Origin of the sequence: Capnocytophaga felis, from assembly GCF_009684755.1 — a bacterium.
In the GTDB taxonomy this organism is placed as follows: domain Bacteria; phylum Bacteroidota; class Bacteroidia; order Flavobacteriales; family Flavobacteriaceae; genus Capnocytophaga; species Capnocytophaga felis.
Genome location: NZ_BLBC01000005.1, coordinates 86,413 through 113,391 on the forward strand (window position 1 = coordinate 86,413; position 26,979 = coordinate 113,391).

Here is a 26,979-nt window from a genome sequence, read left to right on the forward strand (position 1 = left end):
CCCTCAACCAGCTATCTGTTTGTTTTTTACCTAATATAATGAAAAAACACAATTTTAGTGCAGGACCTTCTATTCTGCCACAATCTGTTTTTGAAAAGGCTTCAAAGGCAGTTCTTAATTTTGAAGATTCAGGCTTATCTATCCTCGAAATTTCACACAGAAGTAAAGAATTTCTCAATGTAATTGAAAAGGCACGTACTTTGGCATTGCAAACGGCAGGTTTGGATGATTCTTACGAGGCTTTGTTTCTTCACGGAGGAGCAAGCACGCAATTTTTATCGGTTCCGTATAATTTACTGAAGAAAAAAGCAGCTTACATCGATACGGGAACGTGGTCGAGCAAGGCTCTGAACGAAGCCCAACTCTTTGGCAATGTAGCAATCATAGCTTCCTCAAAAGCAGACGGATATAAATACATTCCTAAAGACTTTAATATTCCTCCCGATGCGGATTATTTGCATATCACAACCAATAACACCATTTACGGAACTCAATTTCACGATATTCCGAATACTAACATTCCGCTGGTTGCCGATATGAGTTCCGATATTTTTTCAAGAGACATTGATTATTCCAAATTCAGCCTCATTTATGCTGGTTCACAGAAGAATTTAGGTGCTTCGGGCAGTACAATGGTACTTGTGAAAAAGGATATTTTGGGAAAAGTTTCTCGGAAAATCCCTTCGATTTTAGATTATCAGAATCAGATACAAAGCGAAAGTATGTTCAATACCCCCACTACCTTTTCCGTTTATGTAAACTTGTTGGTTTTGCAATGGATTCAGGAGCAGGGAGGCATAAAAAATATTGAAAAACGCAACAAAGCCAAAGCCGAGCTTCTTTACAATGAAATCGACCGCAACCCGCTTGTGGAAGGATATGCCGCAAAGCAGGATCGCTCACTAATGAACGTTTCCTTCTTTTTGAAAGACCCTTCAATGCAGGAAAAATTTGATACCCTTTGGAAAAATGCCAATATTAGCGGACTTAAAGGACATCGAAACCTTGGCGGATACCGAGCATCCATCTACAATGCTATGCCCATCGAAAGCGTGCAAGTATTGGTTGATGTTCTGCAAGAATTCGAGAAAAACAGCTGATAGTGATAGGGTTTCATTCTCGCTCTCATTTAGTCCTCTACCCTACTTTCTCAGCTTTGAATTATTATGGCTTTGTAAAATCGGGTGCAAATATATACGCATTACTCACGAAAATATAAACAATACTCGTATATTTGCATACTTAATACGTATAAAAACATTCGAAATATGAATAACATTGGATTGAATATACGCAAGATACGAGAACAGAAAGGATTTTCGCAAGAATATGTAGCCAATGAACTTAATATTAGTCAGGCTTCATACGCACGGCTGGAAAACGAAGAAACCAAAATAACGGTGGAGCGACTATCACAAATTGCTAAAATTTTAGATACTGAAATTACCGATTTCTTTAACAAAGACAAACTCAACATTCAATCACAGACCTACAATGCCGAGGCATACGGTAACGGATACGTACAAAACTTGGTAATTGAGAATAAGGACACTTTAAACAAGTTGGTAGAATCTTATCAGGAGCGAATCAAAGAGAAAGACAAGCAAATCGATTTTCTCAAATCCCTTTTGCAGCAGTTCAAAAAACATCATTAACAATACATTACGAGTTTTAAGCATTCGGGGTGAAATACCTTTATGCTCCTGCATCATACACAATATTACAAACGGGCTTTCCGATGTCGGGAAGCCTGTTTTTATTGTCTGCAACACGTTTTTCAGCTCATAATGAATCTTCATAAACATCGTACGCCTCATATAAAGCATCAAAAAATCGCATCACTTCTTTTAAAATTTTACCCGTTATATTTCAATTATTTAAAAAAATTTTGTTCCTTTGCAAAGAACAACGATAATAATCCTTTTTATCATCAGGAAGATGCTTCGGAAGGTAATTTTTATCGTAAATATAATTTTATAAATCCTTAAATATGTATGATTATGAGCATACACAACTTAAACAATTTTCACCTATCAGAAGAGCAGATGACTGCAATTAACGATGCACTTACAGCTCTTGAAAAGGCAATGGAGCCACTTAATGTGAACCTTACGCCTGAAGACCGCAACAAATACGGACGCGTTAATGAGCAGAACAAACTACTCATCAACAAAACGTATGACTACGCCGTAAACCGACCTGAACTTCGGTCGCCAGACGTGGATTGGGACGAGTTTTTCCGTGATTACAAAAGCAGAAATTTCTTGGAAGGCATCATTTCAAAACTCAACAGCCTTAGCACGCGTGCCATAAATTCCAAAACCTATCACGATTACGATAATTATCAAGATGTATTGGAAGATTACGCCTATACTTCCTATCGTGTGAAATCAAAAAAAGTAGGTTATGAGGAAAAACACCGTGAGCAAAAGCAATTTTTTGCCAAAACAAAGCGTAACGCAATCAAACCGGAAGAACCAAAAACAACTTGAAGTCTTTTAAAATTTAGTTTTTCATTTTGAAGCCTTTGTCATAATCTTGTATTCTGGCAAAGGTTTTTTTTGGAAGATATACCAGAATATCTTGGAGGTCATCTGGAACACCTTCGAGGTCATCTGAACCTCCTCAAAGACCCTTCGGAGCATCAAAAAGGTCATAATTATGACCTCAGAGGTCATCCGAAGCATTAAAAAGGTCATAATTATAACCTCAGAGGTCATCCAGAGCATCAAAAAGGTCATCCGAAGCATCAAAAAGGTCATAATTAGCATTAAAAAGGTTATCTGAAATATTAAAATAATATTTCATAACTATGTAAAGGCGAATAGTAATTCGCCCCTACTATATTCAAACATCAAAAAAATTACTCTGAAAATATTTACATAACTGCTAAAATCAGCTATAATATCCCAAATAATAAATAAATATCATACATTTGTAACTTCAATAGAAATTTTCATTTAAAGCATCTTTTTTTCAAACTCAATACGATAATAAAAAGTTAAACACTAAAACAGCGTGCTATGAAATATATTTCGTTTTTTACCGCACTGATTTTTGTTTTTTCTTGCTCATCAAAGCAGGAAGAAATGCAAACACAACAGATTGTTTATACTGATTTTGTAAATCCGCTAATGGGGACGGATTCTAAATTTGAGCTTTCCAACGGAAATACCTACCCTGCCATTGCCGTGCCGTGGGGAATGAATTTCTGGACACCGCAGACCAACAAAATGGGTGATGGTTGGGCGTATCAATATCAGGCAAATAAAATCAGAGGATTTAAACAAACACATCAGCCCAGCCCGTGGATTAATGACTACGGAGCTTTTGCCTTAATGCCCGTTACAGGCGAGCTTAAAATTGAAGAAAACCAGCGTGCTTCGTGGTTTTCGCACAAGGCAGAAGAGGTAAAACCACATTATTATAAGGTGTATCTGGCTGATTATGACACTACGGTGGAAATTACACCGACAAACAGAGCTGCCCAATTCCGTTTTACCTTTCCGAAAGCCGAAAAATCATACGTTTTGCTTGATGCGTACTTCAAGGGCTCAATGGTGAAGATTTTACCCGACCAACGGAAGATTGTCGGATATGCCCGAAACCATAACGGAGGTGTTCCAGAGAATTTCCATAACTATTTTGTACTTGAATTCGATAAAGATTTTGAACTTTATAATACGTGGGGTGATGGCTGGAAGCTATCGGATAACGCAGAGAATCAAGGCGAACACGTGGGGGCTGTGATTGGTTTTGCTACCAAACGAGGCGAACAAGTAAACGTAAAAGTGGCTTCTTCTTTTATCAGTCCAGAGCAAGCCCAGCTGAATTTGAAAAATGAAATCGGCTCGGATAATTTTGAGCAAACCAAAGAAAAAGCCTTCAACATTTGGGAAAAAGAACTTTCTAAAATTTCGGTAGAAGATAGCAATATTGATAATATCCGTACGTTTTATTCTTGTTTGTATCGCGTACTTTTGTTCCCTCGTACGTTTTATGAAATTGACTCTCAGGGAGAAATCGTGCATTATAGTCCTTATAACGGAAAGGTAGAGAAAGGTTATATGTTTACCGATAATGGTTTTTGGGATACGTTCCGTGCCGTGTTTCCTTTCTTTAATTTGATGTATCCTGAAATGAATAAACAGTTTATGAAAGGACTTGTTAATACGTATCAAGAATCGGGTTGGTTACCCGAGTGGGCAAGTCCGGGACATCGTGATTGTATGATTGGCTCTAATTCAGCTCCTATTATTGCTGATGCGTATCTGAAAGGAAATATCGATGACAAAGACGCTGAAATTTTACTTGAAGCAATGCTTAAAAATGCTACTCAGAATGCAGGCAGACCTGTAAAATCCGTAGGAAGAGAGGGAGTGGATTATTACAACAAACTGGGGTATGTACCTTACAACGTAGGAATTAATGAAAACGTGGCTCGCACGCTTGAATATGCCTATGCCGATTTTGCGATTTATAAAATGGCTGAAAAGATGAACCGAAAATATATTGTAGAGCTTTATAAAAAGAAAGCCCAAAACTACCGCAATGTTTTCGATAAGGAAACGGGCTGGATGCGTGGACGTAATGAAGATGGCACGTTTCAATCGCCTTTCAATCCGCTGAAATGGGGTGATGCCTTTACGGAAGGAAATAGTTTGCATTACACTTGGTCGGTTTTCCACGATGTTGAAGGGCTTATCGAACTTATGGGCGGGAAGGAAAAATTTGAACAAAAGCTTGATGAAGTCTTTCAAATGCCTCCTTTGTTTGATGATTCGTATTACGGATTTACAATACACGAAATCCGCGAAATGCAAATTATGAATATGGGTAATTACGCACACGGAAATCAGCCTATTCAGCATTTAATATATCTATATAATTATGTAAATAAACCTGAAAAAGTACGTGAACGATTACATCAGGTTATGAGTAAGCTCTACGCCCCTACCCCTGATGGTTATTGTGGTGATGAAGACAACGGACAGACTTCGGCTTGGTATGTGTTTAGTGCTTTGGGCTTTTATCCGGTAACTCCTGTTACGGATAATTATGTTTTGGGTTATCCGCTTTTTGATAAAGTAACGATGCAACTCCCAGCCGATAAAAAGTTTGTTATCACCAAAGGTAGAAATCATCTCGAAGATAATAAAAATGATTCGGAGAATGCTTCGGAGAGTGAAAAAGGTAGTTCGGTATATCTTAACGGAAAAAGAATAGATGGTTTTAATCTTCCGTTTGATGCTTTCAGGGATAACGGAACTTTAGAGTTTGATTAAAAATATAATGCGATAAAAAATGAATTTATGAGAATAATAATTTTTATTTGTTTGCTTCTTTCAGGTTTTCAGCTTGCTGCTCAACAGGAAATAACTATTGAAGCCAAAAGTAATCAGGATAATTCCGTAGATTTTTTATATACCAAAAGAAATGCTACCTCTTACACCTTAATTTTGAAATTCTCAAATGTGGGTAACTCGTACGATACCCCGGCTTCTCATTACGTATTAAAAAACAATTCAGGTAAGTTATTCACAATGAGACCTACTAATAAAGAGCAAGGCATCAGTTTTTCATATTCTTACAGATACACACAAGGTGCTTTTCAGCCTCAAAAGATTGATAAATCTTTTCCGTATTTATTGCCTTTTGCTAAAGGAAAAGAAGTTTATGTGAGCGAATCAACATATGTGCTTGAAAGATATATGAATCGCCCTGCTCCAAAAGACTGGAAAGCCTATGCCTTTGACGGACAAGCTTTGGATAGTGTTTTTGCCATTCGTAAAGGAGTTGTAATCTTTGTTGAACAAGATAAAGACATCAATCACAATGCTTCTTATACTTCCGAGAAAAATATGATAGTTGTAGAGCATCAAGATGGTTCTTTTGCTGAATACAAAGGCTTTAGAAAGAATGGAATTAATGTAAAAGTAGGTACCACTGTTCTTCCGAATGATTATTTAGGTGGTTTAATACAAGTAGAAGCTCCTGAAAAGCATCTTAGTTTGGTAATTTACTATCTTTCGGCACTTTCAGAGGGTGAAAAAACCACAGAATACAGTTATATTACGCCTAATTTCCTTACCGAAGACGGAATAGTTCCTTTAATAAGCGGAAAAACCTACAAAACAGTTATCAACACTGAAGTTTTGACCAGAGAAATGACCAGAAAAGAAAAGAAAAAATACAAATAATAGCTTTTCATAAAATCGAGAAGACTTGGGCATATCTTTCGGAAACTTGTTTTAGAAACTCAAACCATAAAGATTTTATAAAAAACTATCAAAATCATCTCCATTACGTTATTTTGGCAGTTTTTGATGTTTTGTTACATCCTTATATCTATTTTTTAGCTTTCGGGTTTTAACTTTCAACTTTTTCTCTATCTTTGCAAAAAAACTGTAATAAGGTAAATGTCAGAAAACACCATCACTCCGTACAAAAACTCCTCCAAGGGAAAGAAACAACAGGTAGCACAAATGTTTGACTCCATATCAGGCACTTACGACGGGCTTAACCGAGTAATTTCATTGGGTTCGGACATCAAATGGCGAAAATTCGTTGTTGAAAAAGTGGCTGAAATTGCTCCTAAAAGAGTTCTTGATGTGGCTACAGGCACGGGCGATTTGGCAATTGCTCTGAGTGAAATTAACGGACTGAACATTGTTGGGCTTGACATTTCCGAAGGAATGCTATCGGTAGGACGAGAGAAAATTCAGAAGAAAAATCTTTCTGACCGTATTGAATTGGTTTCGGGCGATAGTGAAAATTTGCCTTTTGCCGATAATTATTTTGATGCTGTAACCGTAGCTTTTGGTGTGCGAAACTTTGAAAACTTGGAAAAAGGGCTTTCGGAGATTTATCGAGTTATTCGCCCCGGTGGCAGACTGGTTGTTTTGGAGACTTCCGTGCCTGAAAAGTTTCCTTTCCGTCAAGGATATTTTGCTTACACCAAATTTATTATGCCTTTAATTGGTAAAGTTTTCTCGAAAGACCGTTCGGCATATACTTATCTATCTAAATCGGCTTCGGCTTTTCCTTACGGAAAAAAATTCAAAGCTATTTTGGATAAAATCGGATATGCTCAAACCAAATATTACCCAAAAACTTTGGGCGGAGTGGCTACCATTTATGTGGCAAACAAACCTAACACAATTTAAGATGAAAAAAATTTGTATTTTTTCCTTTTTTATCGTCTCCTTTATCGGGAGTTTTTCTGTTTGGGGACAGCGAAGAGGTCCGCTTATGAATTTGGAACATTTCGACGAGAAACCGTTACAATGGGGTTACTATTTCGGCGGAAATATGTTTGATTTCAAATTCGATTACAATGATTTAGACTATGGAACTCCCACAATACGTGAAGTCAGAACCGTTAAAAACTGGGGTTTTAATGTAGGGTTATCAGGCTCAATGCGACTTATGAAATATCTTGACCTTCGGCTTGAACCCGGTTTGGTTTATAACAAACGTGACCTCTATTTTCCCGGTATGAATGAAAAGAGAGATTATCTGCGTAATGTAAGATCTACTTATATTTATATCCCTTTGCTGGTAAAATTTAGTTCGGAGCGTTGGCATAATGTTAAGCCTTATCTTACTGCAGGAGCTTCAATGGCTATCAATTTAAGTAGTAATTACAACCTGAATATCGATAATTACGAGCGTATTTTCCGCACACAAAGAAGCGTTTTCTTCTATGAAATGGGAATAGGATTGGATATTTACACGCCTTTTTTCCGTCTTTCTCCTTCAATAAGAGGCTTATTTTCAATAAATAACGAACTTATTCCTGATGATAATGCTTCAAGCCCTTGGACAGGAAATTTAAGCAAAATAAAATCACGAGGTTTTTTGATTAATCTCACTTTTGAATAATCCTTACAGAATAATAAAAAGAGTAATAATTATGAAAAAAATCATAACTTTTGCATTGTTGTTGAGTGCTTATGTTGGTTTCTCACAGAATTACAGATACCCGATGGCAAGCCCAAGGCAAGTAATTTCTCAACAGTTTTCCGTAACGAAAATATCTGTTGACTATGGGCGACCAAGCGTTCGCGGACGGAAAATTTTTGGCGAATTAGTACCTTACGGAAAAATTTGGCGGGTGGGAGCCAATGAGGCTACGAATATTACCTTTGAGCAAAGTGTTTTGTTTGGTGGTAAACCCACAAAATTAGGTAGATACGCTATCTTCATTACTCCGGAAGAACACGAATGGACTGTAGTTTTGAACTATGATGCAGATGCCTGGGGGGCTTACAGTTATGACCCGAATGAAAATGCTATCGAAATTAAAGTTCCTGTTCAAATTCAAAAAGAATTGCAAGAATCATTGGAAATTTCCTTTGAAAGCATTAGTGAAACAAAGATTAATTTAGTCATTCGATGGGAATATTTAAAAGCCGAAATCCCCATTGAAGTTGATAATGTAGAAAATATTAATAAGATTATTGAACACCTAAAAGAAATCAAGCAAGTAGAGCGTGATATGGGAGTATAAGCAAAAAAGGATTGAACTTAAAAATTCAATCCTTTTTTACATACGTTTCAAATGTAAAGTCGTATAAGTGTTTTTCGTTTTTGGATACATTTTGTGAAGATACCAATCTCCAATTATTTTCGGGAATTAGCGGAAAAAAGGCATCAGCATCATCAAACGTAGCGTGTACACGTGTCAATTCAATTTTATCGGCAATATCTAATGCCAAATGATAAATTTCCCCGCCTCCTATTATGTACGGACTCTCATCTGTTTCCATTGCTTTCTTTATTGCTTCAGCAAGAGAAGACACCACGATGCAACCTTCTGCGGCATAATCTGTTTGTCGTGTAATTATAATGTGCGTTCTGTCAGGCAATAATTTAGGAAAAGTTTCAAATGTTTTTCTTCCCATTATGATGCAATGCCCTGTGGTTAAAGCTTTAAAGCGTTTAAAATCCTCAGGAAGATGCCATAGTAATTCTCCATTTTTTCCTAAAGCATTATTCTCAGAAGCTGCAGCAATCAGTGTTATCATTGATTTTGAATATCTTGCGGTTTAATAACTACATTCGTTTGCTCTTTCAGCAATTCTTGCTGTGCTTTTTCTCTTTCCTTTTGAAGTTCTTTCTCAACGCTGGCTTCCATTTTCAGAATTTTCTTCTGCTGCAAATCCACCAAACGCTGACGTTCTTTTCTTTCCCATTCTTTCCCCATAAAACGCTCTATCACAAATACATTTATGACGTGCAATAGGAAAAGAAATGTCCAGACAAGAATTCCCCAAATGTACCAGTTATATGTTGTATCAGAATAGAGTAACTTATTGATTACCACCATAAAAATACATCCCAAAACGAATACCCACAGATGCAAAAACAAAAGTTTTTTTTGTTTTATTCTTCTCTGAGCATTCTCAAATAACTCATATTGAGCCGGTTCCATTGTTTTTTTATTTTCTTGCATTATATCTCAGTTTAGTTTATAGTGCCAAAAGTACGATTTTTATCGTTACTCCCAAAATATTTTAACCTGCATTTTCAAATTCTTCCAAAACACTGTAAACCAAATGTGTAGGAAGACCAATAACATTATTATAAGAACCTTCAATAGCTGTAACTCCCACATAACCAATCCATTCCTGAATACCATAGGCTCCAGCCTTGTCATAAGGTTTGTATTCTTTCAAATAAAAATCTATTTCTCTGTCTGTAAACGTTTTAAAAGTTACTTTTGTAACACAATTGACTAACTTCTGCTCTTTCGATGTAGTGAAACAAACTGACGTAATCACCTCGTGCTGCTTACCCGATAGCGATTTGAGCATTTCAAATCCATCGTCATAATCTTTGGGCTTCCCAAGAGCTTTGCCCTCGTGCCAAACAATAGTATCCGAAGTAATCAAAACGTCATTTTCCTTCAATGTACCATAAAACGGCTCGGCTTTTTTCTTGGACAGATAATCCGTAATTTGTTCTCTCTGTAAACTATTAGGATAGGTTTCGTCAATGGGTTTGAGAATTACTTCATAATCAAAATGTAATTCCTTGAAAAACTGTTGCCTTCGAGGTGATGCTGATGCCAAAATTATTTTCTTCATACATTATTTATTTACAATCTGTTACTCCGGATATGCTATCCGAATGTGATAAATATTGGTTAGTTTATTTTTCAAAACCTTTTTTATGGTTTCAATTTGTTTGAGTGTTATATCCGCATCCATAAACTGATTGTCATCCAATTGTTTTTTAATGATTTTTTCCACAAATTCATCAAGCATTTCATAGGTTGGATTTTTCAGGCTCTTGGTAGCAGCTTCTACTGAATCTGCCATCATTAAAATTGCAGTTTCTTTCGAAAAAGGCAGAGGACCCGGATAACGAAAATCTTCTTCCTTACAATTCGGATTTACCTCCAATTCTTTTCGATAGAAATAATATGTCAAACTCGTTCCGTGATGTGTGCGAATGAAATCAATAATTCGTTGAGGCAACTTATTTTTACGTGCAAGCTCAATGCCGTCAGTAACGTGTTTTATTATGATTTTTGCACTTTGCAAAGGAGTTAGCGAATCGTGAGGATTAGCACTTGTTTTCTGATTTTCAATAAAATAAACCGGATTCAACATTTTCCCTATATCGTGATACAAGGCTCCCACTCTTACCAATAAGGCATTCGCACCGATTTCGGAAGCAGCCGCCTCTGCCAAATTAGCCACCTGCATTGAATGTTGAAACGTTCCGGGAGCTTTTTCCGAAAGTTCTCGAAGTAATTTAGAATTGGTATCGCTCAATTCCAAAAGTGAAACGTCAGAAACCAATCCGAAACTTTTCTCGTAAATATATGTAAATGGTTGAGAGAAAAGCATTCCCACCCCATTCAGGAAAAAAAGTGTGAACAATGAAATATTTAATCCGGAAATTGTTCCTTCCGTAATTGCGTGAAATGCAATATAAATGATAAAATAAGCTCCTGTAATCAAAGCCGCTGACACAAAACTATTCAATCGATAATGTAAATCTCTCGGAGCAATGATGATAGCCAAAACCGCAACTACCTGAATAAAAACAAATTGAAAGCTATTCGGAACAATAAATCCTATTATCAAAATCGTAGCTATAAAAACGAAAATAACCGTCCTTAAATCAAAAAAAGATTTGAGAATTAAAGCCATCATACCAACAGGAACGATGTAAATATACTGAGGAAAAGTCCTTGTGATAATTCCTACAAATGCAATTATTGTGAGCATATTAAGCAGAATAACAGTTATTTTTACATTGCTTTTATAGATGCTTTTTTCGTAAATTTTCAAATACAATCCTATAACCAAAAGAACTATGCTTACCAAAACGTAATATCCTGTTAATGACCACACGTAATTTTTATGATTCCACGTTTCCTCCTCATATTCAGACTGTAAGGACGACAATGTATTAAAACGCTCACCTTCAACCATTTCTCCTCTGGCAATAATGAGTTGTCCTTTTTTCACCCAGCCTCGCGTATAAACAATTTCTTTCAGATTTTCTTCAAGTGTTTTTTTAGTAAAATTTTGCTCTATTGATATGTCCGGTTGCAAAATTTCAAAAAACAAATCATAATATTTCTTCCTATATTTATTGTAAGGATATTCGGCAAAATATTTTGTGATTTCTGAATTTAATTCATTTAATTTCAGTATTTTACTTACCGAAACTTCACAAAATTCATTACTGTGCCGAATAAGATTTATTTCCCCTTTGCCAATGTTTTCCATTGAAAGTATTACTCCATCTTGATAAATCTTTTTCAAAAATTCCTCTGCTTTTGCAAGTAGTTCTTGTTTTTTCTGCTCGGGAACATCGTTAAAGTAAGTTTCTTTTTTATTATTGAAATTAGACGTAACAAACTGATAAACAGACGTATCTTTCACATAATAAACGATTGAATTTTTCTTTATCTCTTCTTTTTCTGCCTCAATTTGTTCTGCAGTTTTTTTCAAAGAAAAATCAAACGGAGCGTAAAGCGTTTCGTGTTGCCACAATTTCCCCTTTTGGAATTCATACTTAAATTTTGCCTTTTTAGGAAATACTTGAACTATAAGAATTAAAGCCACCAAAAAAGCTATCAACTTGAAAACCAAAGATTCTCTCAAATATAAAGAATACCGAAATTTTTTCATTATCAAAATCAGTTTATGAAGCACAATACTTTAATTTACAAATGTACGGAAAATATTTAAACCTCAATCGTTTGTAAAAAGCCGAAAAAATAATTATTTTTGCTTCAAACCTTTCAATACTGAAAAGATTTTTTGCTAAGAATGTCTATTTCAATACAAAACATTTCCGAATTGAAGCTCACTAAAAATTTTAGTGTAGAAAACTATTGCATTTTTGCTTTTCGCGGAAATGGGAGTTTTCTGGTTGATTTTGTGGAATATAAATATTCTGGCAATACGTTATTATTTCTTTCCCCTTTCCAAAATTTTCAGAAAAGCGAAGGAAAAATGGAAAAAATAAGTCTGCTTCAATTTCACGGCGATTTCTATTGCATTGAATACCATAAAAAAGAAGTAGCCTGTAATGGATTGTTATTCAACAACATATTTTTAATTCCTCATATTGAAGTTTCTGAAAAATGCTTTGAAGAAATTTTGCATATTTTCTCTCGTATTGAAAACGAATTACTGTCTGAATCCGTTTATTCTCAGGCCATTCTTAAGTCGTATTTGCAACTTATTTTGGCTCTTTCAAGCAAAGAAAAAAGTAATATTTTAGAAAAAACAGAACAAAACATTGCACATAACTTGGCTCTGAATTTCCAAAAATCATTAGAAAAGCATTTTTTAACCGAACGCAGCATACAATTCTATGCAGACCAAGCACGTTTATCTCCTGATGCTTTCAGCAAGAAAATCAAACAATTATTAGGAAAATCTCCAACGAAATTAATTCAGGAAAGGGTAATTTTAGAAGCTAAAAAACAGCTACATTTGACATACAAAACCATCAAAGAAATTGCCTTTGATATGAACTTCAAAGATGAATTCTATTTTAGCCGATTTTTCAAAAAAGCTGTGGGAAAATCTCCAAAATTTTTCAGAGAAAGTGTAGGGATTTCAATCGTTGCAAAATAATCTATGTTATATCCTTTTTTGTCCATTTAATTATCAATCAAATAATTATTACCTTTGCAACCGAAAAATACAAAATAGCACATCATATTATAACATTCTAAAAATCAGAAACAATGGAAAAATTACTTACATTTTTAGCGGATAGCCAGCGTACATTTGTAAATTTCATCCGAGTAGCGATTTTCATCGTAATGGCTTGGATTGGTGGTTTAAAAGCTTTTCAATATGAAGCTGACGGGATTGTTCCTTTCGTAATTAACAGCCCTTTTATGAGTTTTTTCTACAATAATACAGGAAAAACAGCCATAAATGACAAAGGAGATACCGTTGCCGAATATACACTACACAAAAACCCAGAAGGCAAAATGGTTGCAAAGAACATTGAATGGCACAAACAAAATGGAACTTACTGGTTTTCATACGGATTGGGAACAGTTATTTGCCTCATCGGATTACTCGTTTTATTAGGAATTTGGTCGCCAAAAATTGGTGTTATCGGAGGGCTTCTTACCTTTGGTATGTCAATAGTAACTCTTTCATTTTTAATTACAACACCAGAGGTTTATGTTCCTAACTTAGGAGGAGATATGCCTACACCTAATTTCGGATTTCCGTACCTTTCGGGAGCAGGACGTTTGGTATTGAAGGATATCATTATGTCTGCCGGAGGTTTGATTGCAGCTTCTGAAGCGGCACAACGTTTACTTAAAAGAAGAAATAATTAATACTACTCTAACAAATATAATAAATAAGCCGTTTCAGTTTGAAACGGCTTATTTGTTTTGTACCAATTAAAAAAGATAAAAATGAAATGTTTTTATCAGTAAGACGATTAAAACCATAAAATGTTACAAGCTTTAAAATATTTTTTTTGCTTCTTTCTTGTAAATAACTATTAATCAGTAAGTAATATATAAAAATTATCTCGAAATATTTGCTCCACTTGCTGAACCAATTCCAACGACAGAATCATACAAAGATCCGGGGGCACGATAATATATCAGAATCAAATAGTTATTTTCCGTTTGCTGAAAATTTCCGCTTACTTCGTTAAAATTCACTTCATTTTTATCTTTTGTAGCAAATTTATAGTTATAAAATCCTTGTTTTAAAAGTACTTTCCCTTGAAAAATTCCGTTTTTCTCATTATACGTCAGTTTGTAAGTATCTGAAATCTCATAATTTGAGAATTTTCCGTAAACATAAACTTCCTTTGAATTATAATTTGGTTTTCCTTCCAAAGCGAAATGAACCCAAACATAATCCGACTCATTATCAGGATTTGCCCCATTAATCGTATTTACCAAAAAATCACCGTTAATATCAGGATAATAGGTATAAACTCGATTCGCACGGCTTTCATTTCCAAACAGATAATGCTCAAACAACTCATTTTGTTCTATCCGAAAAATTCCGGCAGAGGCAACTCGTAAATCCTTACTGTCAAAATTCAAAAACTCATTTCCTCCCCAGAAAGCACTTTCCGAATCATATCTGTAAATCAATTCATTTCCCATCACGTACTGAGGCTTCAATTTGGTTATTGCGTTGTCCCATCGATAGTTCTGTAAAATAGCAACCTGTACCGTAGATTTCGGGTCTTGCAAACGGATATCTTTCTCTTTCACAGAAAATTGAACTACTTGTTTGGTGTCAAAAAATTGCAAATCACGGGAACGCTTCACTTCAGCCAAAACACCTACTAACGGATTGTAAACTACAAATCTGCGAGAAAAGATTTCCTCTCCATAACTATCTGTTATTGAAAGCAAATAATTTCCTGTTAGTGTTATTTTAGTCAACTCATTCGGGAAAGTTAAACGATAATGCGAATATATTTGTAATGTGGCATAAGAACTGCTCTCCGACTGGAAAGATTGTTCATCTAATCCTTTGATATACTCACTTTTAAGCAATGTAGAAGGCGACCAATCGGCGTTGCAATGCGTAATTTTATAATAATAAACTTCTTCCGTACCTCGCAAATCATCAAATTGTAAGGTAAACGACTCATTGATACGCACCAACGGAAACTGCCCCCTTTCGTTTTCTGATGTTTTGAAAATAATTGTTTTGATATATTCAGGCGGATTTTTCTCTGTCAAAACTTGAGAATTCAAATTTATAGAAAGAAATACAAATATGAAATACAGTAATTGTTTCATAAAATCGGTTTTTAAAAAATCAAATGTAGTAAAAAAATGATGTAAACAAAAATTTTTATCTTTGTGTTCTCTTAATTTTATATTTTAATTTAAAGAAATGAAGTATCTTATTAAAAACAAATTGATAATAATAGGTGTTTTCTTGGGAGCTATTGCCGGATATATGTACTATTATTACGTTGGTTGTGTATCAGGAACTTGTGCTATTACTTCCAATCCGTTGAATAGTACGCTTTACGGAGCTGTTATGGGCGGATTACTACTGAGCATTCTTTTTCCAACGAAGAAAAACACAAAAATTCTGAAAGAAATCGCTCCAAAAGCCGTGATTATTGATGTTAGAACTCCGTCTGAATTTCAATCGGGGCATTTTGAAAATTCTGTAAATATTCCCTTAGACGAAATTCCAAACAGAATAGCTGAAATCAAGGCATTTAACAAGCCTGTTATTTGTTGTTGCCGTTCAGGAATCAGAAGCCAAAAAGCGACAAAACTTCTACAAAATCAAGGCTTTGAATGTTACAACGGAGGTTCGTGGCAAGAGGTAAAGGATTTGTATTAAGTGTTTTTATAATTATTGTCAGTTAGCAAATGTAAATTTAGTTCTCACTACATATAGTAAAAATTTATATCTTTGCACCGCTAACTTTCAATCACATTTATGACAAATTCAGGGAAAATAGAATTGATGGCTCCTGCCGGAAACTTTGAATCGTTGCAAGCAGCTATTGATAACGGTGCCGATTCGGTGTATTTTGGCGTTGACCAACTCAATATGCGTGCCAGAGCCAGTATCAACTTTACGATTGACGATTTGGACGAAATCGCACGCCGTTGCCACCCAAAAGGTATCCGTACCTATCTTACTTTAAACACAATCATATACGACCACGACCTTTCCATCATAAAAACCTTGCTCGATGCTGCCAAAAAAGCAAATCTGACTGCAGTCATCGCTATGGACCAAGCAGTAATTGCATACGCCCGTCAAATCGGAATGGAAGTACATATTTCCACCCAAATCAATATCACAAATATTGAAACGGTGCGTTTTTATGCAATGTTTGCCGATACAATGGTAATGAGTCGCGAGCTGAGCTTACGTCAGGTAAAGAAAATCGCCGAACAGATTCAGCGTGAGCAAATAAAAGGTCCTTCAGGGAATTTGGTAGAAATAGAAATTTTCGGTCACGGAGCGTTGTGTATGGCAGTTTCCGGAAAGTGTTATTTGAGTTTGCATTCGCACAATTCATCGGCAAATCGGGGGGCGTGCAAACAAAATTGCCGAAAAAAATACACCGTTATCGATCAAGAAAGCGGTTTTGAAATCGAAATTGATAACGAATATATGATGTCGCCCAAAGATTTATGTACCATTGACTTTCTCGACCAAGTGATTGACGCAGGAGCCAAAGTACTCAAAATTGAAGGACGCGGAAGAGCCCCCGAATACGTGGCGACCGTCATAAAAACCTATCGTGAAGCCATCGATGCGTATTACGAGGAGACATATTCAAAAGAAAAGGTCGGAAAATGGATGGAAGCCCTTTCAACCGTTTACAACAGAGGCTTTTGGAGCGGATATTATCTCGGGCAAAAATTAGGTGAATGGAGCGAGAATCCGGGGTCAAACGCTACACAGAAAAAGGTGTATGTAGGGCAAGGAAAGCACTATTTTCCAAAATCGGGGATTGCGGAATTTCTCATCGAAGCCTTTGACATCAAAGTAGGTGATAAACTGCTCATTACAGGTCCTACCACGGGCGTGCAGGAGTTCGTTTTGGAAAATATGATGGTCAATGACGTACCTGCCCAAAAAGCTACCAAAGGCGATTCTTGCACCATCAAAACCGATTTCAGAATTCGTCTGTCGGATAAATTATATAAGATTGTAGCTACGGAGTTTGCGAAGTAGGAACATTATCACATCAGAAACGAAAAAAAGTGTAAAATGGATTTCGTCGTAATATGAAAAATAACAATAGGATAATAACATACAGCCTTTTAGCCTATATCAATAATAATAGTAGTGATATTAAAAGTTCGTTAGATATTTTTGTACCTCTAATAAAAAGAGTTCTTTCTCAATTGAAGATAGAAGGTATTAGTAGAGGCGGGAATATTACAGAAATAAAAGAAATTGCAGACAAGGAATATGGCTTAGATTTTCCTGTATCTGTATTGACAAGAATTTTAAATACAATTAAAAAAGAAATCAATACAGAGGAGGAAGAAAAAATAATCATTCATAATGATGGAAGTTTTGATATTAGAAAATATACTTTTAATGAATATGAAGATATTATTTCTGAGCAAAAAAGAAGAATAGATGATGTTGAAACTTTGTTTAAGGAATTTAAGCAAAATCAAACAATAGAGGATTTTGATACAGATACAATTTTTGAATTTATTGAAAAAAATAAATATAACCTTTCAAAATATCTGTCTGACAAAACTAATCCCAATCAAAAAGATTTTACTTTAGAAGCTCAATTTATATTGTTTTTTAAAGAGTCAAAAGAAATATATGAGACTATAAAAGATATCTATTTAGGTTCTATATTATCTTGTTATATAGAATATAAACCAGAGATAATAGCTAATAACAAACAAGTTGAGCTATTATTAGATACTAATTTTATAGTAGGTTTGTTAGATTTAAACACAGAAGAGTCTACTCATACTTGTAGAACGCTTTTAAATATTGCTAATAAGAATAAATATGTGGTTTCTATATTACCAAGAACTATTCAAGAGACAAAAAATTTATTAAAAAATAAAGCAGATGACTTCAACACTTCATATCTTCGAAAGAAAGTAAATCCAGAAGATGTTTTTAATGCTTGTGAAAGACGCAATCTAACTAAAACTGATTTAGAAAAAATAATAGATAATATTGAAAAAGAGTTAAGTTTTTATGGTATTAACCTTATAAAAACATCTTTTGCGGAAGTTGTTATCAGGAATACAGAAGAGTTTAAAAAATTTAAAAAGATTAGGTGGGATGTAGAAATTAGTGCTCTTCACGATGCAGAAGCCATTCTGTATGTTAAGAAAAAAAGAGGGAGGAATATAACAAAGTTTGAAGAAGTAAATTGTTGGTTTGTTAATAATGCTTTCTCCAATTCGACTTATTCTTTCAATTCTAATAAGGGTATTCAACCTGAGATGATAAAAGCAGATGATTTATTGAATATTCTTTGGCTAAGTAATCCTTCTATGACAAAAGATTTTTCTTCAAATGATTTAGGAAATATAGGATTGTCATCTTCCATTTCTCTAACTTTGGGTAGAAATCTGCCAAGAACACGAGTACTAAAAGAATTTGATGATAATCTTTGTAAATATGCACAAGATAATATTTCTGATGAAGATGTAAGTAATATTGCCAAAAGGATAACAAGTAAAAGACTTTCAAATTCTGAAATAGAAGATATAAATAATTTAGCTCAGCAAGAGGATAAATCAGCCTACTTCAATAGATTGAATGCAATTTCTGATAAGCAAAAAGAAGAGGATAAAAAATTAAAAGATACATTTAGTAGAGTAGCAACAAGATTTATTGAGGAAACTAAAAAAGCTATTGAAGTTAGAAAAGGATATGAGTCTAAAAGTGATGATTTACAACAAGAATTAGATAAAAAAGATACAAAGATTAAAAGATTAAAAGAACAAATAGAAGAAGATTTGAAAGATTATGAAGTAAAAAAATGGCAGAAAAAATCTCAAAATGTTTTTTTGATAGCTCTTATAATATCGATTATCATATATTTTATAATTCTACTGTATTGTAGTGAATGGGATTTAAAAGAAATTTCAAAAACTTGGAAAGAGAATGAGTTTTTAGCTTGGATATGTACTGGTATTTTAGTTTTTATCAATTTATATTTTGGATACAGATGGAATCAAACTTGTACTCCTACTCAAATAGAAGCATATAAAAGAAATATCAAATTATCTAAAGATTTGAATATTTAGATAAATCTATATCTTTATCGTCGTAAAAAAGATACTAAACCCTTCGGAGCGTTCAAATAACCCAATGTAACACTAAAATATAGTCCGAAGCAGTAAAATAAGTTAATGTAACACTAAAACAAGTAAAAGCATCACTAAAAAGCCTTCCGAATTATTAAAATAACAACGGGAGACACTAAAACATAAAAAGAATTCAAAGAATAGGAAAATAATCACCAGAAAAGTATAATATAGAAAAAAAATAAACAACTCTGTCAGGCTGAGCGAAATCGAAGCCTCGTAATTATAGAGCTTCGACTTCGCTCAACTTGACAAAGAAAACTTGACACAAAAAAACATCATCATACTTTTATAACACGATTTAAAGATAAATAAACAATGGTAATAGTAACCTTACAACGCGACAAGTGCATAGGGTGTAATTATTGCGTGGAGATGGCTCCCGAGCAGTTCCAAATGTCCAAAAAAGACGGAAAAAGTGTTTTGCTTCGCTCCACCGAAAAGAAAGGCTTTTTTACGCTCAAATCACACGACGATAGCATTTTAGAGCCCTGCCAAGCCGCACAAAAAGCGTGTCCCGTTAAAATTATTTCTACTAAGGAAATATAATATAATGCATTTTAAAACTTTATAAAAAATACTAACAATGAAAAAGTTTTTGTTTTTAATTTTCGCAATTGCATCATTTTCACAGATGCAGGCTCAATACATCGGAGTTAGAGCCGGATACAATTATGCTACTTTGAGTGGAGAAACTACTGCAGGCTCTTCTGTTCGTAACAATCACGGAATTTATGCCGGAGTAACGTTGGAATTCCCGCTTTCAAGATTTTTTTCTTTCCAAACCGAAGCTACATATTCTCGGGTAGGAGCAAAACTCAGTTCGGAAAGTTTGGGAAGTGCACATTTGACTTTGGATTATTTGTGTGCTCCTGCTTTGGCTAAAATTAACATATACGAAGGACTGAGCCTTCACACAGGACCTCAGTTTAATTTTCTAATCAATAATAATGATTTTTCCTTCGAGAAGGACGAAGTTTTCACCGCCGTTAGCCATAAAGCTGTGGATTCTTTTGATATGTCGTTAGTGGTTGGAGTTAATTACAGAACGAGTTTCGGATGGTGTTTCGAAGCACGGTTTAACCAAGGTTTGACAAACATTCTTGAATCAGAGGAAAGTTCACTAACAGATACTGGATTTAGTCCTAATTATAATTTCAAAAATACGGTTCTTTCCATTGGAGTGGGCTACGTTTTTTAATAATGTAATTTAAGATGATTGATAAGAATTTCGATACGCTTCACAAAACACTAAAAATCAACTCGATACATTTTGTCTTCGGTTTTCTTTTCGTTATGTTAGCATCTTGCTCAAAATCAAAAATTGAAAGAAATCCGTATTTGGGCGAAGTTCGTTTTTCTTATACAATAAACATTGATTTGCCGGCTTACAATGCTTTGAAGTATCCGCAAAATACAATTTACATTCCGAATATCGGGATTAAAGGTGTTTTTGTAACCAATCAGGGGAACAACAGGTTTGTAGCTTGGGAAGCCGCCTGCCCTAACAGAAATCCGTTGCAATGTGAAAGACTAAAATGTGCCTCCAAAAGTGGTAATGATTTTATTGCGTGTGAAACCGATACCAAATCCTATATTTTTGTAGTTTGCCCCTGTGACAAAACTGTTTACAATTTGGTGAACGGCAGTATTATAAAAACGAACAATTCCAAGCAACAATATCCACTGTTGAACTACAATATTTCAATAGCGGGAAATACCTTAATCGTTAGTAATTAAACACTTATTATCCAACATAACGTATGATTTCAAATCGGTTTGAAGATAAAAAATCCGTAAATCTGCTCATAATCTTCTTTGCATTATTTGCCGGATTTTGTTTGTATGATTTTTTTATTTTTGAAGATGTATGGAATCCGAGTAATTTGCTAATGAGAACGGGTTCTTTCTTAGTTTTGTTTGTGTCAATATTTTTCCTGAATGTAATTGGTCAATGGAACGAACTAACAGAAAATAACGCATATTCAATTTTCTTTTTCAGTTTTTTTACAACCATTTTCCCTGATGTTTACAATCATTTTTCTCTTTGTCTTTCCAATTTACTCGTTACAATGGCTATTTGGAGGATTATGACCTTAAAAACAGAGGAAAATATCCCTCAAAAGATTTTTGATGCTTCTTTTTTGATTGTTTGTGCGGGATTACTTCATATTTGGGCATTTATTTTCTTATTAAATATCTGGATATCACTACTTTTTTACGGTTCAAAAAAGAGAAAGTACTGGTTAATCCCATTTTCAGCAATTTTTTGCATAGGAATTTTACTTTCTACCGGACTGTTGTTGTTAAACACTCCGTTTAACTTACCGGAAATCAATAAACTATGGTCGCCCGATTATAAAAAAATGATGCACTTACCAACTCTTATTGCATTGGTAATTACATCAATTATGCTTTTTGTTTCAATTATTGTTTACTTCTTCAAAAGTTACTACCACAGAGGAAGTAGTCAAGTAATCATACAATTTCTCCTTGTTGGATTAGCGGTCGTTTTTCTCTCAAAAGAAATTATTTTCATTTTTGCACCTCTCTCCGTTTTATTTGCTCTTTATATCGAAAATATAGGACGAACTTGGATAAAGGAAAGCATTCTATGGCTATTTTTAATCATTCCGTTGGTTATTTTATTGCTGCATTTTGTCTCCAAAAGCCAAATCGCCGGCATCTCCCAAACCTGGAATAATATATCCTTTCTCATTTAATTTAGGGTCAATGGTTGCTATCCATAAATGTGTATCTACAGGAAATTTATCTTTCAGATAATCAACACCTTCCTCCGCACCAATTACTGCAAACAAATGAATCTCCTTGGGCTTGCCCAGCGGTTCAAGAGCCTCATATACATTAACGAAGGAACGCCCCGTTGCCAACATCGGGTCAGCTAAAAACAAAATCTTATCCTTTAAGGAGGGAGAAGCCAGATATTCCACTAAAATATCAAATTCCGTTTCAGAAGTGTGCTTACGATACGCCGAAATAAACGCATTGTCCGCCCCATCGAAAAAATTCATCAAACCTTGATGCAAAGCCAACCCCGCTCTTAATATGGAACAAATAACCACTTTATCTTCCGGAAGTTGCATCTGTTTTTCACCTAATGGAGTGGTAACGGTTCGTTTTTCAAAATGAAGTGTTTTACTCATTTCGTAACACAAAATTTCACCAATACGTTCCAAATTTCTGCGAAAACGCATACGGTCGGTTTGAATATTTACATCTCGCAATTCTGCTACAAAACGATTTAATATGGAAGGGGTTTCCCCTAAGTGATGCACAATCATATTTTTGATTTTTGTATTTGCAAAACTACAAAAAACTTTTCATTTTTCATTTTCCAATTTTCACTTTAATGGTTATTTTTGCAGAGATTATGAAACACAAAGTCTATATATCATTAGGAAGTAACATTGGGGAGAGAAAATCTTATTTACAATCTGCTGTAAATACTATAAATCAACGCATTGGAAAAGTTATTAAAATTTCTCCAATTTACGAAACACCGGCTTGGGGTTTCACAAGTAGTAATTTTTACAATGCTTGTTTAGTTGCTGAAACCTCTCTTTCTCCCGAAGAAACGCTTCAAAAACTCTTAGTTATCGAAAAAGAATTAGGGAGAATCAGAAATACAAACGCAAAAGGCTATCAACCACGCTGCATTGATTTGGATATTCTCTTTTTTGATGATAAAATTATAAAAACAGAAAATTTACAAATTCCACATCCTCAGATTGAAAACCGAAAGTTTGTTTTGTTTCCTCTGGCAGATATTGCTCCTGAAAAAAAACATCCGATACTAAAAAAAAACATTCAGGAATTGCTTAAAAACAGCCCTGATGTCTCTGAAATCACCAAAATTGATGAGAAAATTGACCTGAAACCAAAAAATTCACCTTTCAGACGATATAATTACATCGCCATCGAGGGAAATATCGGTTCGGGAAAAACTACACTATCTACCAAAATAGCGGAGGATTTCGATGCAAGACTTATATTGGAACGCTTTTCCGACAATCCGTTTTTGCCAAAATTTTACGAAAATCCCAAACAATACGGCTTCACGCTTGAAATGTCATTCCTAACCGAGCGTTATCAACAAATGTCCGAACAATTAACTCAAACCAATCTTTTTCAACCATTTATCGTTTCAGATTATGATATTTTTAAATCTCTGATATTCTCACAGGTAACTCTAACTGAGGATGAGTTCGCTTTGTATCGCAAGCTGTTTTATATCTTGTACAATCAAATCATAAAACCCGATTTGTACATTTTTCTGTACCAAAACACCGACAGATTGATTGAAAACATCAAAAAAAGAGGAAGGGAATACGAAAAAAATATCTCAAAAGAATATTTAAATCAGATTCATCACGGATATTTGGATTTTATCCAGAAAAATAATGATATTCGTTCCTTAATTATTGATGTTACCGAGTTGGATTTTGTAAAAAATCAATCTGATTATGAGTTTATCATCGAAAAAATAAGTAATTTTTCCAGCGAAACGCCTCAAAAATGATACCTATACTATCTACCAAAACATTAACAACACAACAGAAAAGCAAACTATTTGAGAATGGCTTTTCTCTTACGGAATTTGATTTTATTCAAATACATTTTGTTGATTTTAAGCTGGATAATTTAGGAGATTTGCTACTTTTCACCAGCCAAAATGCCGTAAAAAGTGTTTTAAAACACCCAAAAGCAAATGTTTTAAAATCAATTCCTTGCATTTGCGTAGGAGAAAAAACTGCTAAGCTTCTATCAGAAAACAACTGGAAAATAATTCATTATGAAGCATATGCAAGTAATTTGGGCGATTATATAAATCAAAATTGCTTGAAAAACAGAATTACTTTCTTCTCGGGGAATTTACGTCGTGATGTTCTTCCCAATATATTGAAAAAAAACAAAATAGAACATAGCGAAATACAAGTTTACAAAACCGTTTTACATTCGGAAAGAATAGATTTTCCGCAAAAAGCGATTTTGTTTTTCAGTCCGTCGGGAATTCAAAGTTTTTTGCAAAAAAACTATTTTTCTGATGAAATTATTTTCTGTATAGGCAAAACAACAGCAAATGAAGCCTTAAAACACACAAAAAATTACATCGTTTCAGAAAACACCACTATTGAAAGCCTTATAGAATGCGTAATCGCCTATTTTCTTGAAAAAACTCACTGATTTTTCAACAAAAATAAAAAAAGCTGCCTAAAAAGACAGCTTTTTCTCATATCAAATCCATTTTTATTTAAAAAGTACAGCTGCGACCGTTACTAAACTCGTCTGGTCAATTAAAATAGCACTTCCGGTTTCACGAAGCTCTTTATAACTATCGTACGCCAACGGAGCCGACGTTTTTAGTTTCACGGTAACTACCTCGTTTAATGAAACTGACGTTACGTCACTAAACTTTTCAAGTGTATTTACATCGATTCGCTCTTTAACTTCTTTTACAATTGCGTTTACCACACGCGTATTATGTTGCAACAGATAGCGTCCGCCAACATTCATCGGACGTTCATCCATCCAGCAAATCGTAGCTTCCATTTCGTTAGAAACTTTTATCAGATTATCCTCTTTGGCAATTAACGACCCTCGGCTGATATCCACGTCTTCTTCTAAGTGAATTACAGCACTTTGAGGAGCATAAATTTCTTCTACTTCTTTGTTTGCTACTTCAACTGCGGAAACAGTAGCCTCAATTTCAGAAGGATATATTTTCACTTTGTCGCCTTTACGAAAAACACCGCTCTCTACTTTTCCGGCATAGCCTCTGTAATCGTGATATTCTTCCGTTTGCGGACGAAGCACCAACTGCACAGGAAAACGAGCATTGGTCAAATTCACAGACGATTGTAATTCAACGGTTTCCAGCCTTTCTAACAACGAATCTCCATCGTACCAATTCATTTGGGTTGATTTCTCCACAATATTATCGCCTTTCAAAGCACTAATTGGGATAAATTCAACATTTTTAAGTTCGAGAGCGTTTGCAACTTTCTGATATTCGGTTTTAATTTCCTCAAATCTTTCACGAGAAAAATCAACCAAATCCATTTTGTTAATCGCTACCAATACGTGCGGAATATTCAAAAGCGATGCAATGATGGAGTGACGTTTGGTTTGCTCAATCACCCCGTTTCTGGCATCAATTAAAATGATTATCAAATCTGCATTTGAAGCTCCCGTAACCATATTTCGGGTGTACTGAATGTGTCCCGGAGCATCGGCGATGATAAATTTTCGTTTTGGTGTTGAGAAATATTTATAAGCGACATCAATGGTAATACCTTGCTCTCGTTCAGCCCGAAGTCCGTCGGTAAGCAATGCTAAATCTACGCTTCCGTCTTCACGATTTTTGGAGCTGCGTTCCAATGCCTCCATTTGGTCGATTAAAATATTTTTACTGTCATACAGAAGTCGCCCGATGAGTGTACTTTTCCCATCATCTACACTTCCTGCGGTTAAAAATCGTAATATGTCCATTTATTTTTAACGATTTAATTGTTTTATGTTTTATCTTCCTTCTGTTTTTATTCTGTCAGAAGAAAAAAATTTATTTTCTAATTAAAAATACCCGTTCTTTTTTCTGTCTTCCATTGCGGCTTCGGAAATGCGGTCGTCAATACGGGTTTCGCCGCGCTCGCTGGTTCGGGTGGCGGTAATTTCGTTGATAATATCATCAATATGATAGGCTTCCGATTCCACCGCTGCGGTGCAAGTCATATCCCCAACGGTGCGATAACGGACTTTTTTGGTCATAATCACATCATTTTCATCAATTTGAATATGTGGCGATACCGCTATGAGCTGTCCGTTGTGGTCAATCACTTCGCGTTCGTGCGAGAAATAAACGCTCGGCAATTCAATCTTTTCACGGCGGATATAATTCCACACATCAAGCTCCGTCCAGTTGCTTATTGGGAACACACGAACATTTTCGCCTTTGTGGATTTTCCCGTTGTAAGTGTGCCACAATTCGGGGCGTTGCAGTTTGGGGTCCCAACCTCCGAAGTCATCACGAACGGAAAAAATTCGTTCTTTGGCACGGGCTTTTTCTTCATCGCGTCTTGCTCCTCCGATACAAGCGTCAAACTCAAATTCTTCAATCGTGTCCAAAAGCGTATAGGATTGCAACGCATTTCGGCTGGCGAATTTGCCTTTGGGTTCGGTAAGTCCTTTGGCTTTGATGGTATCTTCCACCTTGCAGACAATGAGTCGTTCGCCGAGTTTTTTTACCAAATTATCACGGAAATCCAACGCTTCTTGGAAATTATGCCCCGTATCAATATGCACCAACGGAAACGGAAACTTACACGGACGAAACGCCTTCAACGCCAAATGTACCAACACGATAGAATCCTTTCCGCCACTGAAAAGTAATGCAGGTTTTTCAAACTGACCGCCTACTTCGCGAAATATATGTATGGCTTCCGCCTCTAATTGCTCTAAATAATCCATAATCAGAATGTTCAATGTTAAAATTCACAAATCAATTTTCTTCTTTCAAATTTTTTTTGCGTCAGAAAACTTTGGCAAAGATACTACTAAAAAGCGAGATTTTAATCGTTTACGGCAAAATAAAGTTTTCAGACGAAGATAAAACAAATTAAAATTTTATGATTTTGCTAACATTTTAA

28 protein-coding genes are annotated in these 26,979 nt (G+C 35.0%); 19 read left to right on the plus strand and 9 right to left on the minus strand.

All coding sequences use genetic code 11. The features are described from left to right. Positions 1 to 38 precede the first annotated feature (38 nt). From serC to GN105_RS01660, 3 genes are all read left to right on the plus strand, one after another. Positions 39 to 1,100: a 3-phosphoserine/phosphohydroxythreonine transaminase gene (serC, locus tag GN105_RS01650; RefSeq protein ID WP_155283709.1), complete on the plus strand. Its 1,062-nt coding sequence runs from the start codon at positions 39 to 41 to the stop codon at positions 1,098 to 1,100. A 168-nt stretch (positions 1,101 to 1,268) separates the two neighbouring features. Continuing rightward, positions 1,269 to 1,655 carry a helix-turn-helix domain-containing protein gene (locus GN105_RS01655; RefSeq protein ID WP_155283710.1) on the plus strand — a complete coding sequence of 129 codons (387 nt, stop codon included), beginning with the start codon at positions 1,269 to 1,271 and terminating at the stop codon, positions 1,653 to 1,655. 345 nt (positions 1,656 to 2,000) lie between these two features. Further along, a complete protein-coding gene (locus GN105_RS01660) occupies positions 2,001 to 2,492 on the plus strand; it encodes a hypothetical protein (RefSeq protein WP_155283711.1) in 492 nt (163 codons plus the stop codon). A gap of 21 nt (positions 2,493 to 2,513) precedes the next feature. On the opposite strand, the gene GN105_RS01665 is transcribed toward GN105_RS01660, so the two are convergent. Further along, on the minus strand, positions 2,514 to 2,771 hold the full coding sequence (locus GN105_RS01665) for a hypothetical protein (RefSeq protein WP_155283712.1): 258 nt from the start codon (positions 2,769 to 2,771) through the stop codon (positions 2,514 to 2,516). A gap of 252 nt (positions 2,772 to 3,023) precedes the next feature. Here GN105_RS01665 and GN105_RS01670 point away from each other — a divergent pair, with 252 nt between their 5' ends. The 5 genes from GN105_RS01670 (at position 3,024) to GN105_RS01690 (ending at position 8,512) form a co-directional block, all read left to right on the plus strand. Beyond that, the gene (locus GN105_RS01670; protein WP_155283713.1) at positions 3,024 to 5,285 is read left to right on the plus strand and encodes a GH92 family glycosyl hydrolase; all 2,262 of its coding nucleotides are present in this window, start codon (positions 3,024 to 3,026) and stop codon (positions 5,283 to 5,285) included. 27 nt (positions 5,286 to 5,312) lie between these two features. After that, on the plus strand, positions 5,313 to 6,200 hold the full coding sequence (locus tag GN105_RS01675; RefSeq protein WP_155283714.1) for a M23 family metallopeptidase: 888 nt from the start codon (positions 5,313 to 5,315) through the stop codon (positions 6,198 to 6,200). 219 nt (positions 6,201 to 6,419) lie between these two features. Beyond that, a complete protein-coding gene (ubiE, locus tag GN105_RS01680) occupies positions 6,420 to 7,166 on the plus strand; it encodes a bifunctional demethylmenaquinone methyltransferase/2-methoxy-6-polyprenyl-1,4-benzoquinol methylase UbiE (RefSeq protein WP_155283715.1) in 747 nt (248 codons plus the stop codon). A 1-nt stretch (position 7,167) separates the two neighbouring features. Continuing rightward, positions 7,168 to 7,884, plus strand: coding sequence for a type IX secretion/gliding motility protein PorT/SprT (gene porT / locus GN105_RS01685; protein WP_155283716.1), 717 nt, complete (start codon positions 7,168 to 7,170; stop codon positions 7,882 to 7,884). Positions 7,885 to 7,915: 31 nt separating this feature from the next. Further along, positions 7,916 to 8,512, plus strand: coding sequence for a DUF2911 domain-containing protein (locus GN105_RS01690; protein ID WP_173014951.1), 597 nt, complete (start codon positions 7,916 to 7,918; stop codon positions 8,510 to 8,512). 25 nt (positions 8,513 to 8,537) lie between these two features. Here GN105_RS01690 and GN105_RS01695 read toward each other — a convergent pair whose 3' ends face one another. The 4 genes from GN105_RS01695 to GN105_RS01710 form a co-directional block, all read right to left on the minus strand. Continuing rightward, positions 8,538 to 9,029 (minus strand): dihydrofolate reductase, encoded by a 492-nt coding sequence (locus GN105_RS01695; protein WP_155283717.1) that lies wholly within the window; start codon positions 9,027 to 9,029, stop codon positions 8,538 to 8,540. Continuing rightward, positions 9,026 to 9,457, minus strand: coding sequence for a 2TM domain-containing protein (locus GN105_RS01700; protein WP_155283718.1), 432 nt, complete (start codon positions 9,455 to 9,457; stop codon positions 9,026 to 9,028). Before GN105_RS01700 ends, GN105_RS01695 begins: the two co-directional genes overlap by 4 nt. A 61-nt stretch (positions 9,458 to 9,518) precedes the next feature. After that, positions 9,519 to 10,091, minus strand: coding sequence for a Maf-like protein (locus GN105_RS01705; protein WP_155283719.1), 573 nt, complete (start codon positions 10,089 to 10,091; stop codon positions 9,519 to 9,521). A 21-nt stretch (positions 10,092 to 10,112) separates the two neighbouring features. After that, a complete protein-coding gene (locus GN105_RS01710; protein WP_155283720.1) occupies positions 10,113 to 12,155 on the minus strand; it encodes an HD family phosphohydrolase in 2,043 nt (680 codons plus the stop codon). 141 nt (positions 12,156 to 12,296) lie between these two features. Here GN105_RS01710 and GN105_RS01715 point away from each other — a divergent pair, with 141 nt between their 5' ends. Together GN105_RS01715 and GN105_RS01720 are read left to right on the plus strand one after the other, a co-directional pair. Next, on the plus strand, positions 12,297 to 13,112 hold the full coding sequence (locus tag GN105_RS01715) for a helix-turn-helix domain-containing protein (RefSeq protein WP_155283721.1): 816 nt from the start codon (positions 12,297 to 12,299) through the stop codon (positions 13,110 to 13,112). Between the two features lie 113 nt (positions 13,113 to 13,225). Further along, a complete protein-coding gene (locus GN105_RS01720) occupies positions 13,226 to 13,837 on the plus strand; it encodes a DUF417 family protein (protein WP_155283722.1) in 612 nt (203 codons plus the stop codon). Between the two features lie 195 nt (positions 13,838 to 14,032). Here GN105_RS01720 and GN105_RS01725 read toward each other — a convergent pair whose 3' ends face one another. Then, a complete protein-coding gene (locus tag GN105_RS01725; protein ID WP_155283723.1) occupies positions 14,033 to 15,277 on the minus strand; it encodes a type IX secretion system plug protein in 1,245 nt (414 codons plus the stop codon). 97 nt (positions 15,278 to 15,374) lie between these two features. Between GN105_RS01725 and GN105_RS01730 the strand changes: the two genes are divergently transcribed. From GN105_RS01730 to GN105_RS01760, 7 genes are all read left to right on the plus strand, one after another. Beyond that, a complete protein-coding gene (locus GN105_RS01730; protein ID WP_155283724.1) occupies positions 15,375 to 15,839 on the plus strand; it encodes a DUF6132 family protein in 465 nt (154 codons plus the stop codon). Between the two features lie 99 nt (positions 15,840 to 15,938). After that, complete coding sequence (locus GN105_RS01735; protein WP_155283725.1) at positions 15,939 to 17,192, plus strand: peptidase U32 family protein; 1,254 nt, start codon at positions 15,939 to 15,941, stop codon at positions 17,190 to 17,192. A 53-nt stretch (positions 17,193 to 17,245) separates the two neighbouring features. Continuing rightward, positions 17,246 to 19,255, plus strand: a complete 2,010-nt coding sequence (locus tag GN105_RS01740) for a hypothetical protein (protein ID WP_155283726.1) — start codon at positions 17,246 to 17,248, stop codon at positions 19,253 to 19,255. A 378-nt stretch (positions 19,256 to 19,633) separates the two neighbouring features. Continuing rightward, a complete protein-coding gene (locus GN105_RS01745; protein WP_155283727.1) occupies positions 19,634 to 19,864 on the plus strand; it encodes a ferredoxin in 231 nt (76 codons plus the stop codon). 37 nt (positions 19,865 to 19,901) lie between these two features. Further along, a complete protein-coding gene (locus GN105_RS01750; protein ID WP_155283728.1) occupies positions 19,902 to 20,516 on the plus strand; it encodes a porin family protein in 615 nt (204 codons plus the stop codon). 14 nt (positions 20,517 to 20,530) lie between these two features. Beyond that, positions 20,531 to 21,055, plus strand: coding sequence for a hypothetical protein (locus GN105_RS01755; protein WP_155283729.1), 525 nt, complete (start codon positions 20,531 to 20,533; stop codon positions 21,053 to 21,055). A gap of 23 nt (positions 21,056 to 21,078) precedes the next feature. Next, the gene (locus GN105_RS01760; protein WP_155283730.1) at positions 21,079 to 22,038 is read left to right on the plus strand and encodes a DUF6427 family protein; all 960 of its coding nucleotides are present in this window, start codon (positions 21,079 to 21,081) and stop codon (positions 22,036 to 22,038) included. Here GN105_RS01760 and upp read toward each other — a convergent pair. After that, positions 21,961 to 22,617 carry a uracil phosphoribosyltransferase gene (upp, locus tag GN105_RS01765; protein ID WP_155283731.1) on the minus strand — a complete coding sequence of 219 codons (657 nt, stop codon included), beginning with the start codon at positions 22,615 to 22,617 and terminating at the stop codon, positions 21,961 to 21,963. The genes GN105_RS01760 and upp overlap by 78 nt on opposite strands. 89 nt (positions 22,618 to 22,706) lie before the next feature. Between upp and folK the strand changes: the two genes are divergently transcribed. Both folK and GN105_RS01775 read left to right on the plus strand, forming a co-directional pair. Beyond that, the gene (gene folK, locus GN105_RS01770; RefSeq protein ID WP_155283732.1) at positions 22,707 to 23,855 is read left to right on the plus strand and encodes a 2-amino-4-hydroxy-6-hydroxymethyldihydropteridine diphosphokinase; all 1,149 of its coding nucleotides are present in this window, start codon (positions 22,707 to 22,709) and stop codon (positions 23,853 to 23,855) included. Beyond that, positions 23,852 to 24,520 (plus strand): uroporphyrinogen-III synthase, encoded by a 669-nt coding sequence (locus GN105_RS01775; protein ID WP_155283733.1) that lies wholly within the window; start codon positions 23,852 to 23,854, stop codon positions 24,518 to 24,520. The genes folK and GN105_RS01775 overlap by 4 nt, the downstream gene beginning before the upstream one ends. Positions 24,521 to 24,583: 63 nt before the next feature. Here the strand turns inward: GN105_RS01775 and GN105_RS01780 are convergent, their stop codons facing one another. Further along, entirely contained in the window at positions 24,584 to 25,825 is a 1,242-nt protein-coding gene (locus GN105_RS01780) for a sulfate adenylyltransferase subunit 1 (protein WP_155283734.1), read from the minus strand. Positions 25,826 to 25,906: 81 nt separating this feature from the next. Then, on the minus strand, positions 25,907 to 26,800 hold the full coding sequence (gene cysD / locus GN105_RS01785) for a sulfate adenylyltransferase subunit CysD (protein WP_155283735.1): 894 nt from the start codon (positions 26,798 to 26,800) through the stop codon (positions 25,907 to 25,909). Positions 26,801 to 26,979: the final 179 nt, after the last annotated feature.